The sequence below is a fragment of the Rhizobium sp. Root1203 genome (genome assembly GCF_001424945.1).
Lineage (GTDB): Bacteria > Pseudomonadota > Alphaproteobacteria > Rhizobiales > Rhizobiaceae > Rhizobium.
In genome coordinates, this window is the sequence record NZ_LMCW01000012.1 from 481,463 (window position 1) to 494,713 (window position 13,251).

Sequence of the window (13,251 nt, forward strand, 5' to 3'; positions counted from 1 at the left end):
ATCAGTCGAGCCGGACTTCGATTACTGTTTTGACGGAATTGGCGAGGAAGCAGAGGTCGTGCGCCTGGTGGTGCATATCTTCCTCGGCTTCCCGCGTGGGCGCATCGCCTGAATAGACGACACGGGGTCTCAGGTCGACGCGGCTGACCAGGGTCTTGCCTTCGATCGTTTCCATAAGACCGATCGCGTCGTCCACGTAACTCTCGATCCCGATGCGCTTCTTCGATGCTATCCAGAGATAGAAGAGCATGTGGCAGCTGGACAGCGCCGCGACATAGGCCTCCTCCGGATCGACGTTCTCGGCAACCGCATAGGGCAGCGGGACGTTGTGCGGCGAGGCCGAGGCCGGAACGGTGAGGCCGCCGTCGAATGTCCAGCTATGGCCGCGGCTGTAGCGCCCGTCTGTAAAGCTGCCTTCGCCGCGCGCCCAGGCCACCCTTGCTGAAAACGTGGTCATTGTCATTCTCCCCGGTTCACGTCCTGGCGCGTCAGGCGCGCCGTGGTCAACTGAAGGTGGTGCGACAACTCGGTGAGGGCCGCGGAGATATCGCGACGCTCGCAGGCATCGACGATGGCACGGTGCTCGGCGTGCAGGATGAACCGCTCATCGGAGCCTTTCGGCTGGCGCGCATAGGCGCGGCGCGACTCGCGGCGCAGGTTGTCGATCATGGCGAGAAGGCGGGCATTGCCGCATCGTTTGTAAAGCGTGCAGTGAAACTCGATATCGAGCTCTTCCAGCGTCCGGGGATCCTCTTCCTCGACCAGATCCTCGTTCAGGCGGCGCGCCTTGCGCAGATCGCTATCGGTCAGTGCGGGCAGCGACGCGCGCAGCGCCGTCCGCTCGAGCGAGGCACGGATCTGCGCAAGTTCACGCGCCTGTTCCTCGCTCAGGCCCGCGACGGCAAGGCTTCTGTCCGGACGCCGATCGAGCAGCCCGGACGCCAACAACCTATCCAACGCGTGGCGCACGGGCTGGCGGCTGACGCCGAAACGTTCCGCCAGCAGTTCCTGCTTGAGGACGGCGCCCGGCGCCAGCATACCGCCTTCGATTTCACGTCGGAGCACGACAACGATTTCGTTTGTACCCATGGATCCAAAGTACATGCAAAAATCTGGTTCAGCAACGATGTCGAAGGATTTTTGTCATATTGATTGCGGAAAGCGCGGTTATTCAGCGTAGTGCCGATTGCCGGTGTCGCCGCCGGGCGGGCCGCGTATAAATCAGCGATGACGCTTGCGCCCGAGAGACGCATGGCCCATATCCTTAGCATAAAAATGGGGAAAAAGACGACGTGAGCCTTCCGAACAACAATGTCCAGAGAGAGTCGCGGTGGCTCGGTCCATCCACTCCCGCGCGCACACCGCTGATCCCCTCGATCTCGGCCGCACGCTGGCTCCTGATCCTTGTCGTCGCAGCCGGCGTCTATTTCTTCTACGGCTTTGCCGTGCCTGTCCTTGCCGCACTGGTGATCGGCTTCGCCAGTTGGCCGCTCTACCGGCGGCTACTCGTCCGGGTCGGCGGCAACACGACAATCGCTGCGACGATCGCGATCGTGCTGATCGTTACCTTCCTCGTGATTCCGATCGTGCTCGCGGTGACCTACACCACCGGCGAAGTGCGTGAGTGGGTCGCCTGGCTGGTCCACGCCAACCGGTTCGGCGCGCCGACGCCGCAGTGGATCCTCGCCCTGCCCTTTGCCGGACCCTATCTCGACGAACTCTGGAGCAAGTATATCGGCAGCCCGGGTACAATGGGCGAGCTCATTCAGGCAATCAGCGGCGCCAATATCGGCAGCATCTATCGTGCCCTTCTGGCGGCCGGCGGAGGTGCTTTCCATCTTCTCCTGACGCTGCTGTTCATGCTGATCGCGCTTTTCTTCGTCTATCGCGACGGTGCGTCCTTCTCCCGCCAGATCGACATGCTCGGCGAGCGAATTCTGCCCAATCGATGGGAGCGGATTTCCCGAGTCGTGCCGGCCACGATCAGTTCCACGGTGATGGGGATGACGCTGATTGCGATCGGCGAGGGTATCGTGCTGGGCGTCGCCTACTGGATCGCAGGCGTGCCCTCACCCGTCACGCTCGGCGTGCTCACGGGCATCATGGCGCTGATACCGGGCGGCGCGCCGCTATCCTTCACGCTCGTCTCCGTCTACCTGCTTGCCAGCGGCTCCCACGTGGCGGGCATCAGCCTGTTCGTATGGGGCACGGTCGAACTTTTCATCGTCGACAAGACGTTGCGTCCGAAGCTTGTCGGCGGTCCGATCAAGCTACCTTTCCTGCCTACCTTTTTCGGCCTGATCGGCGGCGTGAAAACCATGGGCTTTCTCGGACTTTTCATCGGCCCGGTGCTCATGGCCCTGCTCGTCGCCATCTGGCGCGAATGGATGCACGAGGTGCGCAACGCGGACCATGAAGGCGCCGTCGGCCCGCAGGTCATGATCGACGAGCAGGCTCCGCCAACCCAGCGGGCGGCCGAAGGCTGATCAGCGGAGCCGCTTTTCCATGAACAGGCTGAGCGGATCGGGCAGATAGCTTCCGAACGGCTCGATTTCCTCGTAACCATACTTGCGGTAGAGACCGATGGCCTCCGGCTGGTAGATACCGGTCTCGAGCTGGATGGCAACAAGCTTCCTGTCCACCGCGAGCGCTTCCAACGCGTGCATCAGCTTGCTGGCGACCTTTAGGCCCCGCGCCTCAGGATCGACGAACATCCGTTTGATCTCGGCTGTTCCGTCTCCAGCCTCGACCAGAGCGCAGCAACCGACGATCGCTTCGCCATTTCGCGCGACGAAAAAGCTGACGGACGGTTTCTCAAGCGTCGAAAGATCGACGAGGTGGTTGCTTTCCGGAGGATAGAGCGACTGCGCATAGGCGTCCGACAATTCGAGCAGGCGAATGACGCCGTGCTGGCGCGGCGATTCCAGTGCGACTGTAACTGACAAGGTATTTCCCTGCGGCATTTGAAAGATTGCATGTCGGCACGGCGCAAGTTCATGCCGCAGCCTTCTTTCGGTTGAAATTGAGTTCTCTAAGAGAGCAATAGTGTCAATATTGCAAAGGCATAAATATGCAAGCGGTCCTGATCGCCATGACCATTCTCGGATGCAACGACTCCGTCACGCAGTGCAATTATGTCGCCACCGTCGACAAGCACTGGGAAACGGTCGCGATGTGCGACGCCGAGTCCGAGAAGCAGCTGAGGCACTATACGAGCATCAGCTACCCCACCGTGATTGCCGTTTGCGAACCGCCGAAGCCCGCATCTGCGCCGGAGCTACCGAAGATCGTCGCATCCGCGCCGGCGCCTGTAGCGCAAGCGGAAACGGACGCACAAGGCGGGGTCTCGGGCTTTGCCGACCGGGTGGCAGCGCGGGTGCGCGAACATCTGCCCTCCGGCGATGCCATGAAATCGGCACTCGCAACGCCGGTCCATTTCGTATCGGGGAGCTATTCCTGGGTCGTCAAGCGTCTCGGCCACTAAGCCGCGGCGAGCGATGTCATCTGCGCATAGCCCCGCGCAGACTGGCGCTGCTCGGCGACATGCAGCTTCTCGACCATCTCGAGAAGCTCCTGAACCGCAGCATGCGCGCTGTCGCGGTGGCGGAAGCGGTCGAGAAGCCGGCCGCAGACATTCGCCAGCATGGTTCCGGATGTCTTTCTGGATGCATCGCGCCACAGGAGCGTAGCCTCGACGAAGACGACGCTGATCTCGCGGGCAAGGCCAGATGATTCGTAGAGCGCGCGGACGGCGTGCATGCGTCCCGTCGCCAATATCGAGCGCACACGCCGTTCGTCGCACCCGGTAAGATTGACGATAGCGGCAGCGAAGAACTCCACCTTGCCGGAGCAGAGCGTATGCATCAGGAATGACGGTGTCAGCCGGCCGCTGACGCGCAGATGCTCCACCAGATCGCAAATCTCCCCCGGCGCGATCTCACCCGCAATCGAGACGATGGCGGCTTCTGTCGCTTCCCGTGCGATGCGATGCAGGCGACTTGTGCCGATGGCCGCCTGTGCAAGCGGCAGATTGATCAGAGCGTTGCTGACGTGCTGGGTCAACAGATGGCGCGCGTCCGCGGGCAGATCATAACGGTCGAGGAGCAGGTTGCGGATATCGCAGCAGCAGCCAAGCCGTTCCGCGATGCGCTTGAGCGAGCACGGAGCGATGGCCGCCCCCTCGTTTTCCAGCAGGCAAAGAACTTCCTCCTCCCCGCCGATTTCCGCCAGCGCCGCCGAAACAGGGCGCGAGATCGAGACGCGTGCAGCGATCAGCATGCGCGTCAGCGAACTGCCGCGGGCGGCCAGGTCGACAAGATCGGTGTCGGACAGGAGCGGCGAACAGGTGACGGCGTGGCAGGCGATTTCAGGCTGGTCTGCAGCCAGCGAAAGCATGACGGCGCGCGGCGCTTCCGGCGACCAGGCAATTGCCTCGGCCAGAGCCAGGCGAACCTTCGGCGACGGATCGTCGAGCAGAAAAGTCATCGCCATCTCGGCGGCGTGGCGCTCATCGAGCGACATGTCGGACTGCAGATAGGCTCGGCCGAGGGCGTTTGCAGCCCGCGCCCTATCTCCGGTCTTGGCGGTCTCAACCCAACGAAGAAATGCCTCTACGATCACCGCCAACCCCAATACTCGAGCGCGATTCCTTCGCACTCCAATCGTTGAGGATGACGGTAGCGGCAAAAAGTTTATGATTGGTTCATCATGTTTATTAACTTCCGGGGCGCCGTCAGAGCTGCGGCCGGAACATTTCGAAGACTTCGCTGCTTTCGCTGTAATCCATGTAGCCCAGGCGAGCCACGGGTCTTGCAAGCGCCATGTCCAGCCGACCGTTCCGGACGATCGCCTCATCAATGTGAATGGCAACCACCTCGCCGAAAACCATGACATTCTCGGAGGGGTCCCCCGAGAGCGATTTCGGCTCCAGGATATCGGTTACCTTGCATTCCAGCACCGCGAAGGCTTCCGCCACATAAGGCGCTGCCACGAGTTCGCCACTCTTCGCCGTGAGGCCGGACAGCGCGAACTCGTCAACGCCGTAGGGCACTGCCGCCGACGAGATATTCATCTGCTCGACAATGTTCCGGCTGACGAAGTTGCAGGTGAATTCGCCGGTTTCGGCCGCGTTGCGCTGGCTGTGCTTGCGCCCGCTGGAGGAAAACATCACCAGCTTTGGCCGATCGGAGACGGCGTTGAAGAAGGAATACGGCGCGAGATTGAGCGAGCCATCGCTTCCCCGGCTGCCGATCCAGCCGATCGGACGTGGCGACACGATCGCCTTGAAGGGATCATGCGCCAGGCCGTGCCGGTTTGTGTCGGTGGTGTAGAACATCAGTCCTCCCCGCCGACCCAGGTCACCGTCTGCGTCAGCTCCGGGCGCGGGCGCTCGATGGCAGGGACAGCAGTCGAGCCGATATGAATGAAGCCGGCAATTTTCTCCCCAGGCTGGACGCCGAGAACCGGATAGGCGCGCTCATCGTAGGCGAACCATTCGGTGAGCCAGTTGGCGACCCAGCCATGGGCGTTGGCCGCGAAGATGATGTTCAGGCAGACAGCGCCGGCAGACATCAGTTGCTCCCATTCTGGGATCTTTGTGTGCGGTCCGGCCTTGCTGACGACGGCGACAACGACGGGCGCACGCGTGAGGCGGGTGCGCTCCACCTGGATCATCTCATCCGACAGATCCGGCTTTGCCGCGAGCGCGAGTTTCAACAGCTCCTCGCTGATACGGGCACGTTCTTCTCCGCGATAGACGACGAAGCGCCACGGCGCCAGTTTCCCGTGGTCGGGCACGCGCGATGCAAGCCGCAGAATTTCTTCAATTTCAACCTTTTCGGGACCGGGCTCGGACATCTGGAAGGCAGGGATGGAGCGGCGCACGCCGAGGTAGTCGATCAGCTTGATATCGGATCTCATAGGGAAGAAGCTTTCATTTTCGTCGCAGTGTGGGGGATGGGTCTTGAATTTGCCATCGCGTTGGTCTTGAAGTGGCCTCTGTGATTTCAGATGTCAATTGGTTCACAAAACACATGCTCGGCATTTTGCCTTTCGCGCGCTTGAGTCTTGCCGTGGTGTTGGTCGCCGTGATGCCCCTGGGCGCCGGAGCACAAGGCGCCTTTAATGATTTCAAGCAGCTCGACACCACGGCAAAGATGCCGAAACTCAACGCTTTCATCGCGCCGGGAACGACGCCGGAAGGCTCGAAGTTGCACGCGGTCGCGCTGGAGGCGAAGCTCACCGCAAACGGCGATCCCGTGCAGGACGGCCTGTCCTGGTACGTTTTCAGCCCGATTGCGGGAAATGACGGCAAGCTGCCGCTGATTGCCAGTTCGCAGGGCGGCTCCGCTGACTTCCAGCTCGCAGCCGGCGACTATTTCGTCAACGTCTCCTTTGGCCGTGCGGGCGTTACCCGAAAGCTGACGGTTCCCGAGAGCGGTTCGGTCGAGAAACAGACGATGGTTCTCGAGGCAGGGGGCCTGCTGCTGAACGCGGTGTCGGGCTCCGACATGCGCATTCGCCCCGATCAGCTCAGCTTCTCGATCTATTCAGCCGATGTGCGCGAGGACGGCGAGCGCGGACTGGTCATGGCAGATGTGCCACCGAATACGGTGGTTCGGCTGAACGCAGGCACCTACCACGTGGTGTCGGAGTATGGCGAAACCAACGCCTCCGTCCGGGCCGACATTCAGGTGGAAGCCGGCAAGCTGACGGAAGCGACGATCCAGCACAAGGCCGCGCAGATCACGTTCAAGCTCGTGTCCGAACAGGGAGGCGAAGCGATTGCCGATACGGCGTGGTCGATCCTGACGGCGGCGGGCGACAGCGTCGGCGAAAGCGTGAGCGCGTTTCCGACGATGGTGCTTGCGGAGGGCGAATACTCCGCGGTCGCCCGCAACAAGGACAAGATCTACCAGCGCGACTTCAAGGTCGAGGCCGGCAAGAATACCGATGTCGAAGTTCTGATGAAGGACGTGCAGCCGGAACAGCCGAGCGCCGCGGCAACGACGGTGCAGCAGATTCCGCCGGAACAGCAGGGGCAGGCTCAGGCCGACCAACCACAACAGCAGGCACCGCTTCCCTCCTACGATCAGTTGCAGGGCGGCGCACCGGGCGGCCAAGACTCCGACTGAACGAAGGGGCGCGGCCTAGCCGCTTTTGCCGTCACAGCCTGGTAAAATCATCTTTGCCGTCATGGTCTTCAATCGGAAACGCCCGGTCAGTTCATGACGGGGCGTTTCCATTTCAGACGCTGCCTCAGGCGGCCTTCGCCTTGCGTGCCTCAGCCTTGCGGCGGACATCCGGCGGGGTTGCTTCGAGCGACAGGCTCGCGATCGCCTCGTCGAGCGACATCGAGGTCTGTTCCTGGCTGCCGAGACGACGGATGTTGACCGTGCGCTCCTCAGCTTCCTTCCTGCCGCAGACGATGATCACCGGAACCTTCGTGACCGAATGTTCGCGGACCTTGTAGTTGATCTTCTCGTTGCGGAAGTCGGTCTCGACGTTCAGGCCGGCGTCGCGCAGCGCTTCGGCAACTTCGGCGCCGTAGCCGTCCGCTTCCGAGGTGATCGTTGCGACGACGATCTGCTGCGGGGAAACCCAAAGCGGCAGATGGCCGGCGAAGTTCTCGATCAGGATGCCGAGGAAGCGTTCCATCGACCCGCAAATGGCGCGATGGATCATGACGGGCTGCGTCTTTTCGGAGTTGCTGTCGATGTAGAAGGCACCGAAGCGTTCCGGCAGGTTGAAGTCGACCTGCGTCGTGCCGCACTGCCAATCGCGACCGATAGCGTCCTTCAGCGTATATTCGAACTTCGGCCCGTAGAACGCGCCCTCGCCCGGCAGTATCCCGGTCTTGATGCGCCCGCCGGACTGTTCCTCGATCTGCTTCAGGACGTCCATCATCACGCTTTCGGCGCGATCCCAAAGAGCATCGGAGCCGACGCGCTTGTCGGGACGGGTCGAAAGCTTGACGACGATCTCCTTGAAACCGAAGTCTTCGTAGACCGAAAGGATCAGGTCGTTGATCTTCAGGCATTCGGCCGCCATCTGCTCGTCGGTGCAGAAGATGTGCGCGTCGTCCTGGGTGAAGCCGCGCACGCGCATCAGGCCGTGCAGAGCGCCCGACGGCTCGTAGCGGTGGACCGTGCCGAATTCCGCCAATCGGATCGGCAGTTCGCGATAGGACTTCAGGCCGTGCTTGAAGATCTGCACGTGACCGGGGCAGTTCATTGGCTTCAGCGCGAAGACGCGGTCGTCATCGGTGTCGTCTCCGGCAACAGTGACCTTGAACATGTTGTCGCGGTACCAGCCCCAGTGGCCGGAGGTCTCCCAGAGCGATTTGTCCAGCACCTGCGGCGCGTTGACTTCCTGATAGTCGCCGGCGAGACGGCGACGCATGTACGATGTCAGCGTCTGGAACATGCGCCAGCCCTTGCCGTGCCAGAAGACGACGCCCGGTCCCTCCTCCTGGAAATGGAACAGGTCCATTTCGCGGCCGAGACGGCGGTGATCGCGCTTTTCGGCCTCGGCGAGAATGTGCAGGTAGTTGTCGAGGTCAGCCTGTTCGGCAAATGCCGTCCCGTAGATTCGGGTCAGCATCGGATTGTTGCTGTCGCCACGCCAGTAGGCACCGGCAACCTTCATCAGCTTGAAGGCCGTACCGATCTGGCCCGTCGAGGCCATGTGCGGACCGCGGCAAAGATCGAACCAGTCGCCCTGGTAGTAGATCTTCAGATCCTGGCCTTCCGGGATCGCATCGACGAGTTCGACCTTGTACTGCTCGCCCTTGGCGGCAAACACTTCCCTGGCCTTCTCGCGCGACCATACCTGCTTGGTGAATGGCGCGTTGCGGGCGATGATTTCCTTCATCTTCTTTTCGATCTTCGGCAGATCGTCGGGTGTGAAGGGCTCGTTCTTGGCGAAGTCGTAGTAAAAGCCGTTCTCGATCACCGGGCCGATCGTGACCTGCGTGCCGGGCCAAAGCTCCTGGACGGCTTCAGCCATGACGTGTGCCGCGTCATGCCGTATCAACTCCAGCGCGCGACCGTCAGCCCGGGTGATAATCTCGATCTTGCCGTCCGTCACGGGCTCGGACAGGTCGCGCACGGTGCCGTCGATCGCAATGGCGACGGCCTTCTTGGCAAGCGACTTGGAAATGGATTCTGCGACATCCCTGCCGGTTGCGCCGCCGTCGTAGCTGCGCACGGAACCATCGGGAAATGTCAGGGAAACGGATTGGGACATTTTAGAATTCTCCTTGTCCAGTCCCGCCAACGAATGCGGGTGGTTGCAATGAAGCGCTTCGTCCGCACGAATGCGCCGCCGCCTGATAGCCAGATTTGCTGCTCTAGTAAAGAAAAAGACGGCTCAGCGAAGCATTTCCGCGAGCCCGCGAACCGTATTCCAGTTGCGCAGCGTACCGACCCCCATGCGCTTCGTCGTCAGTGCGGACAGCAGCCTCCATTCGCTGGGCCTGCCGGCAAAGTCGATCCAGAGATCGCCGCTCGATATCGCCAGGCGTTGACTGGCATAGGCGTATTTCCGGAGCGCATCGAGAGCCGAGCGGTCGAGCGGATTGCGCATAACGCGCACGATGACCTGGCTGCCCTCGCCTTCCGGAAACGGATTGGCCTTGGCAAGATCCAGCCAGTCTGCGCCGCTGCGAACGACGATATCCACCGGCTTGCCGAATTTCTCCCTGAAGGCGGCTTCGAGTTTCGCCTCTATTTCGCCCGCCGGCGCGGCGGTCGCCTCGAAGATTATGTTGCCGGTCGAGACCAATGTGCGGGGATTGCTGTATCCGACCCCTTCCGCCATGTCGCGAAGGTCGGACATGACGACGCGCCGACCGGGCGCGAGGACGATGCTGTGCAGGAGCGCGACGTAGGATACCACGCCCTTAGCCCGCCTTGCGCCCAAGCGCCAGGTAACGCCATGGCGTCCACCAATGAAGGCGCTCGCCGAGGTGCTCGGGCACGGGATCGAGGCCGCTGGTGCCGCCCGGTCCGCAGCGCCCGACGCGGAACAGCGTCATCCATCCGCCGCTCCAGAGGCCGTAGCGCGCGATCGCCTCATAGCCGTATTCGGAGCAGGTGGGAATGTGCCGGCAGGAATTGCCGATGAAGCCTGACAACGTCAGCTGATAGGTCCTGATGATCCCCATGCCGAGCAGTCGATCGGGGGTCTTGCGGAATGGCCCGGAATAGTTGCGTGACCGCCGCAGGGGATTTTGCCGGGGCGACCCGGCCGCTCCTCCCTCATCCTCCGGATCGTCGTGGTGTATGGAACAGAATTCGCACATCGCTCGCGTCGCTCAAGCCCCGACGGTCTCGATACGCCTGGCTTCGATCTGGCCGATGGCGTCGACGACGGCGTCAAAGGTCAGCATGGTCGAGGCGTGGCGCGCCTTGTACTCCTTGACCGGGCGCAAATAGCGCATCTCCTCGAACCGGCCGTTCGGTCCCTCGCCGTCGGCCTTGAGCATCGCGAGCATATCCTCGCGGGCTTTGCGCAGTTCGTCCGAGGTGGCGCCGATGACGTGACGCGCCATGATCGAGGAGGACGCCTGCCCAAGCGCGCAGGCTTTCACGTCGTGGGCAAAGGCGCTGACCGTGTCGCCATCCATCTTGAGCCAGATCCTGACCTTGGACCCACAGAGCTTGGAGTGTGCCTGGGCACTGGCATCCGCATCCTCCAAACTGCCAATGAGCGGAATATTCCCGGCAAATTCGATGATTTTGCTGTTATAGATGTCGTCCATTGTGGATTCCGCTCCAGGATTCATGCGGATCGGCGTCTCGCTCGTCATTGTAGCACAAACAAAAACACAGCGTGTCGTGCTGGGAGACTTACATAGAGAGGCCGTTATCCTATATGTATGTCGTTCGAAGGCCATAAAAATGCAATGGCCTCGTGTAAGTTTGATTGGGAAACCGTGCCGGAAGGGCCGCAATTCAAGCCCTGAAAGCCCCGGAGCCTGCCAAAGGTGCACAATTCCCGTAAATGGGATTGCCAGTGGCTAGTCCGAGATTCGATCCGCGGTGCGGATCAGGAGACAGTTGCATATGGACGCCATCGTAAAGAATTTTCCGCAGACCGCGCTCGATTCCGGCCGCCCGAGCCAAAAGGAAGCCGAGGACGCCGTTCGGACCCTGCTTCGCTGGGCAGGCGACGATCCGTCGCGCGAAGGTCTGCTCGACACGCCTGCGCGCGTCGCCAAGTCGTATCGGGAACTCTTCGCCGGCTACGACATGGACGCCGAGGATGTGCTCGGCCGTACCTTCGAAGAAGTTGCCGGCTATGACGACATGGTCCTCGTCAGGGATATTCCATTCTTCTCGCATTGTGAGCACCACATGGTACCGATCATCGGCAAGGCGCATGTCGCCTATATGCCCGACGGCAAGGTGCTCGGGCTTTCCAAGATCGCCCGCGTTGTCGAAATCTACGGTCGTCGCCTGCAGACACAGGAAACCATGACCGCGCAGATCGCCAGGGCGATCGACGACACGCTGGCGCCGCGCGGCGTTGCGGTGCTGATCGAGGCCGAGCACATGTGCATGGCGATGCGCGGTGTGCAAAAGCAAGGTTCGACCACATTGACGACAACCTTTACTGGAATCTTTAAGACTGAGCCGGCTGACCAAGCCCGATTCATGACAATGGTGAGGAGCCGCTGATCCCGGCTTAGCTTAAGAAAGCCGCGATATGCCCTTTGCCTTCAATGCGCCCTCAGAAGACAAATCCGAACTCGAGGATGCAGGCGATTTCACGCCCCGCTTTGACGACCGCGGCCTCATCACCGCGATCGTGACCGATGCGCACGACGGCGAATTGCTGATGGTGGCGCATATGAACGCACAGGCGCTGGCGCTGACCATCCAGACCAAGAAGGCCCACTATTTCAGCCGCTCGCGTGGCAAGCTCTGGATAAAGGGCGAAACATCGGGAAACATTCAGACTGTCAAGGAAATCCGAACGGACTGCGACCAAGATGCGATATGGCTCAAGGTCGAGGTCGCCGGTCACGACGCCACCTGTCACACCGGCCGCCGCTCCTGCTTCTACCGGACCATCAATCTCGAGGATGGGAAGCCCATGCTTGAGATAGCGGATGACGAATTGCAGTTCGATCCGCACGAAATTTACGGAAAAGATCCTTAAATGCCGAAATCTGTCTCTTTTTGAACCGGAATCGGCGGCCATATACCAATTTGAAAGGGAAACGGGACACTAATCTAGGCACCTGAGTGTTCCGCCAGGGAGGGAGCGAGCCATGTTGACCTGGAGTTTGAACCGTCAAAGCTCCGAGACGGGCATTTCAGACTCCGGCACTCCTTCATCCCCCGATATGAAGCCGCTGCCTCCACCACCCGCTCCGAAATTTCCCAAGCTTGCCCTCGCCCTTGGCGGCGGCGCAGCGCGAGGCTGGGCACATATCGGTGTACTGCGCGCGCTCGACGAGGCGGGCATCGAGATTGGCATGGTGGCCGGCACGTCAATCGGTGCGCTGGTCGGCGGCTGCTATCTCGCCGGTAAACTTGACGAACTTGAGACCTTCGCCCGGTCGCTGACGATGCGCCGTATTGCAAGCCTGCTCGATCTGACGATCGGCGGCAGCGGCCTCTTCGGAGGCATGCGGCTGACGAAGCGCATGCAGGAGCATCTGGAAGGCTTGAACGTCGAGGATCTCGACCGCCCTTTCGTCGCCGTCGCGGCGGAGGTGAACACCGGGCACGAGGTGTGGATCGCAAACGGCTCCCTCATCACGGCGCTGCGCGCATCCTATGCGCTGCCGGGCATCTTCGAGCCGATCCGCAGCAATCACCGCACGCTGGTCGATGGGGCGCTCGTCAATCCAGTTCCAGTCTCGGTCTGCCGTGCGTACGAGCAGCCGCTCGTGGTCGCCGTCAATCTCAACTATGACATCTACGGGCGTTCCGCCGTCGTGCGACACAACGCCAGCCTGACGCCGTCGGAAGTCCAGAAGCAGGAACACGCGCCCTACGCCAAGCTCGGAATGACGGGTGTGATGGTGCAGGCGTTCAACATCATCCAGGACAGGATCGCGCGCGCGCGCCTTGCCGGCGATCCGCCGGATATTTCGCTTCAGCCACGCCTTGGCGATATCGGTCTCTCGGAATTTCACCGTGCCGGGGAAGCCATCGAGCGCGGCTACGAGGAAACGAAGGCGCGGCTCCCGGAACTGAAGCGGATGCAGGAATTGTTCGCCGGCTCCAGCTGACGAGC

The 13,251-nt window shown here is 61.5% G+C and carries 16 protein-coding genes; 6 read left to right on the plus strand and 10 right to left on the minus strand.

Features of this window, described 5'->3' with window-relative positions; all coding sequences use genetic code 11:
• Window position 1: 1 nt before the first annotated feature.
• Together ASC97_RS12890 and ASC97_RS12895 are read right to left on the minus strand one after the other, a co-directional pair.
• Window positions 2–457, minus strand: coding sequence for an OsmC family protein (locus ASC97_RS12890; protein WP_057468720.1), 456 nt, complete (start codon window positions 455–457; stop codon window positions 2–4).
• A gap of 2 nt (window positions 458–459) precedes the next feature.
• Window positions 460–1,104 (minus strand): GntR family transcriptional regulator, encoded by a 645-nt coding sequence (locus ASC97_RS12895; protein ID WP_338012526.1) that lies wholly within the window; start codon window positions 1,102–1,104, stop codon window positions 460–462.
• A 188-nt stretch (window positions 1,105–1,292) separates the two neighbouring features.
• Here ASC97_RS12895 and ASC97_RS12900 point away from each other — a divergent pair, with 188 nt between their 5' ends.
• Window positions 1,293–2,486: an AI-2E family transporter gene (locus tag ASC97_RS12900; protein WP_057468721.1), complete on the plus strand. Its 1,194-nt coding sequence runs from the start codon at window positions 1,293–1,295 to the stop codon at window positions 2,484–2,486.
• Here the strand turns inward: ASC97_RS12900 and ASC97_RS12905 are convergent, their stop codons facing one another.
• Window positions 2,487–2,945 (minus strand): GNAT family N-acetyltransferase, encoded by a 459-nt coding sequence (locus tag ASC97_RS12905; protein ID WP_057468722.1) that lies wholly within the window; start codon window positions 2,943–2,945, stop codon window positions 2,487–2,489. It lies immediately after the preceding gene.
• A 125-nt stretch (window positions 2,946–3,070) separates the two neighbouring features.
• Here ASC97_RS12905 and ASC97_RS12910 point away from each other — a divergent pair, with 125 nt between their 5' ends.
• Window positions 3,071–3,484, plus strand: a complete 414-nt coding sequence (locus ASC97_RS12910) for a hypothetical protein (protein WP_057468723.1) — start codon at window positions 3,071–3,073, stop codon at window positions 3,482–3,484.
• On the opposite strand, the gene ASC97_RS12915 is transcribed toward ASC97_RS12910, so the two are convergent.
• From ASC97_RS12915 to ASC97_RS12925, 3 genes are all read right to left on the minus strand, one after another.
• Window positions 3,481–4,620 (minus strand): DUF2336 domain-containing protein, encoded by a 1,140-nt coding sequence (locus tag ASC97_RS12915; protein WP_057469349.1) that lies wholly within the window; start codon window positions 4,618–4,620, stop codon window positions 3,481–3,483. The two genes, ASC97_RS12910 and ASC97_RS12915, sit on opposite strands and share 4 nt — an antisense overlap.
• A gap of 112 nt (window positions 4,621–4,732) precedes the next feature.
• Window positions 4,733–5,335, minus strand: a complete 603-nt coding sequence (locus tag ASC97_RS12920; RefSeq protein WP_057468724.1) for a flavin reductase family protein — start codon at window positions 5,333–5,335, stop codon at window positions 4,733–4,735.
• Window positions 5,335–5,919 (minus strand): nitroreductase family protein, encoded by a 585-nt coding sequence (locus ASC97_RS12925; protein ID WP_057468725.1) that lies wholly within the window; start codon window positions 5,917–5,919, stop codon window positions 5,335–5,337. The genes ASC97_RS12920 and ASC97_RS12925 overlap by 1 nt, the downstream gene beginning before the upstream one ends.
• Window positions 5,920–6,032: 113 nt before the next feature.
• Between ASC97_RS12925 and ASC97_RS12930 the strand changes: the two genes are divergently transcribed.
• The gene (locus ASC97_RS12930) at window positions 6,033–7,133 is read left to right on the plus strand and encodes a hypothetical protein (RefSeq protein WP_057469350.1); all 1,101 of its coding nucleotides are present in this window, start codon (window positions 6,033–6,035) and stop codon (window positions 7,131–7,133) included.
• 124 nt (window positions 7,134–7,257) lie between these two features.
• On the opposite strand, the gene thrS is transcribed toward ASC97_RS12930, so the two are convergent.
• From thrS to ASC97_RS12950, 4 genes are all read right to left on the minus strand, one after another.
• Window positions 7,258–9,246, minus strand: a complete 1,989-nt coding sequence (thrS, locus tag ASC97_RS12935) for a threonine--tRNA ligase (protein WP_057468726.1) — start codon at window positions 9,244–9,246, stop codon at window positions 7,258–7,260.
• A 123-nt stretch (window positions 9,247–9,369) separates the two neighbouring features.
• Window positions 9,370–9,897, minus strand: coding sequence for a DUF1697 domain-containing protein (locus ASC97_RS12940; RefSeq protein WP_057468727.1), 528 nt, complete (start codon window positions 9,895–9,897; stop codon window positions 9,370–9,372).
• A 4-nt stretch (window positions 9,898–9,901) separates the two neighbouring features.
• On the minus strand, window positions 9,902–10,303 hold the full coding sequence (yidD, locus tag ASC97_RS12945; RefSeq protein WP_057468728.1) for a membrane protein insertion efficiency factor YidD: 402 nt from the start codon (window positions 10,301–10,303) through the stop codon (window positions 9,902–9,904).
• A gap of 12 nt (window positions 10,304–10,315) precedes the next feature.
• On the minus strand, window positions 10,316–10,762 hold the full coding sequence (locus ASC97_RS12950; protein ID WP_057468729.1) for an iron-sulfur cluster assembly scaffold protein: 447 nt from the start codon (window positions 10,760–10,762) through the stop codon (window positions 10,316–10,318).
• A 304-nt stretch (window positions 10,763–11,066) separates the two neighbouring features.
• Between ASC97_RS12950 and folE the strand changes: the two genes are divergently transcribed.
• From folE to ASC97_RS12965, 3 genes are all read left to right on the plus strand, one after another.
• The gene (folE, locus tag ASC97_RS12955; RefSeq protein ID WP_057468730.1) at window positions 11,067–11,681 is read left to right on the plus strand and encodes a GTP cyclohydrolase I FolE; all 615 of its coding nucleotides are present in this window, start codon (window positions 11,067–11,069) and stop codon (window positions 11,679–11,681) included.
• A 28-nt stretch (window positions 11,682–11,709) separates the two neighbouring features.
• Window positions 11,710–12,165: a phosphoribosyl-AMP cyclohydrolase gene (hisI, locus tag ASC97_RS12960; RefSeq protein ID WP_057468731.1), complete on the plus strand. Its 456-nt coding sequence runs from the start codon at window positions 11,710–11,712 to the stop codon at window positions 12,163–12,165.
• A gap of 112 nt (window positions 12,166–12,277) precedes the next feature.
• Window positions 12,278–13,246, plus strand: a complete 969-nt coding sequence (locus ASC97_RS12965) for a patatin-like phospholipase family protein (protein WP_057468732.1) — start codon at window positions 12,278–12,280, stop codon at window positions 13,244–13,246.
• The last annotated feature ends 5 nt before the right edge of the window (window positions 13,247–13,251 follow it).

What these genes read in the sequence shown, in the direction of transcription:
- ASC97_RS12890 (WP_057468720.1), bottom strand. Translation starts at nt 457, where the DNA reads ATGACCACGTTTTCAGCAAGGGTGGCCTGGGCGCGCGGCGAAGGCAGC.
- ASC97_RS12895 (WP_338012526.1), bottom strand. Translation starts at nt 1,104, where the DNA reads ATGTACTTTGGATCCATGGGTACAAACGAAATCGTTGTCGTGCTCCGA.
- ASC97_RS12910 (WP_057468723.1), top strand. Translation starts at nt 3,071, where the DNA reads ATGCAAGCGGTCCTGATCGCCATGACCATTCTCGGATGCAACGACTCC.
- ASC97_RS12920 (WP_057468724.1), bottom strand. Translation starts at nt 5,335, where the DNA reads ATGTTCTACACCACCGACACAAACCGGCACGGCCTGGCGCATGATCCC.
- ASC97_RS12925 (WP_057468725.1), bottom strand. Translation starts at nt 5,919, where the DNA reads ATGAGATCCGATATCAAGCTGATCGACTACCTCGGCGTGCGCCGCTCC.
- ASC97_RS12930 (WP_057469350.1), top strand. Translation starts at nt 6,033, where the DNA reads ATGCTCGGCATTTTGCCTTTCGCGCGCTTGAGTCTTGCCGTGGTGTTG.
- thrS (WP_057468726.1), bottom strand. Translation starts at nt 9,246, where the DNA reads ATGTCCCAATCCGTTTCCCTGACATTTCCCGATGGTTCCGTGCGCAGC.
- yidD (WP_057468728.1), bottom strand. Translation starts at nt 10,303, where the DNA reads ATGTGCGAATTCTGTTCCATACACCACGACGATCCGGAGGATGAGGGA.
- ASC97_RS12950 (WP_057468729.1), bottom strand. Translation starts at nt 10,762, where the DNA reads ATGGACGACATCTATAACAGCAAAATCATCGAATTTGCCGGGAATATT.
- folE (WP_057468730.1), top strand. Translation starts at nt 11,067, where the DNA reads ATGGACGCCATCGTAAAGAATTTTCCGCAGACCGCGCTCGATTCCGGC.
- hisI (WP_057468731.1), top strand. Translation starts at nt 11,710, where the DNA reads ATGCCCTTTGCCTTCAATGCGCCCTCAGAAGACAAATCCGAACTCGAG.
- ASC97_RS12965 (WP_057468732.1), top strand. Translation starts at nt 12,278, where the DNA reads ATGTTGACCTGGAGTTTGAACCGTCAAAGCTCCGAGACGGGCATTTCA.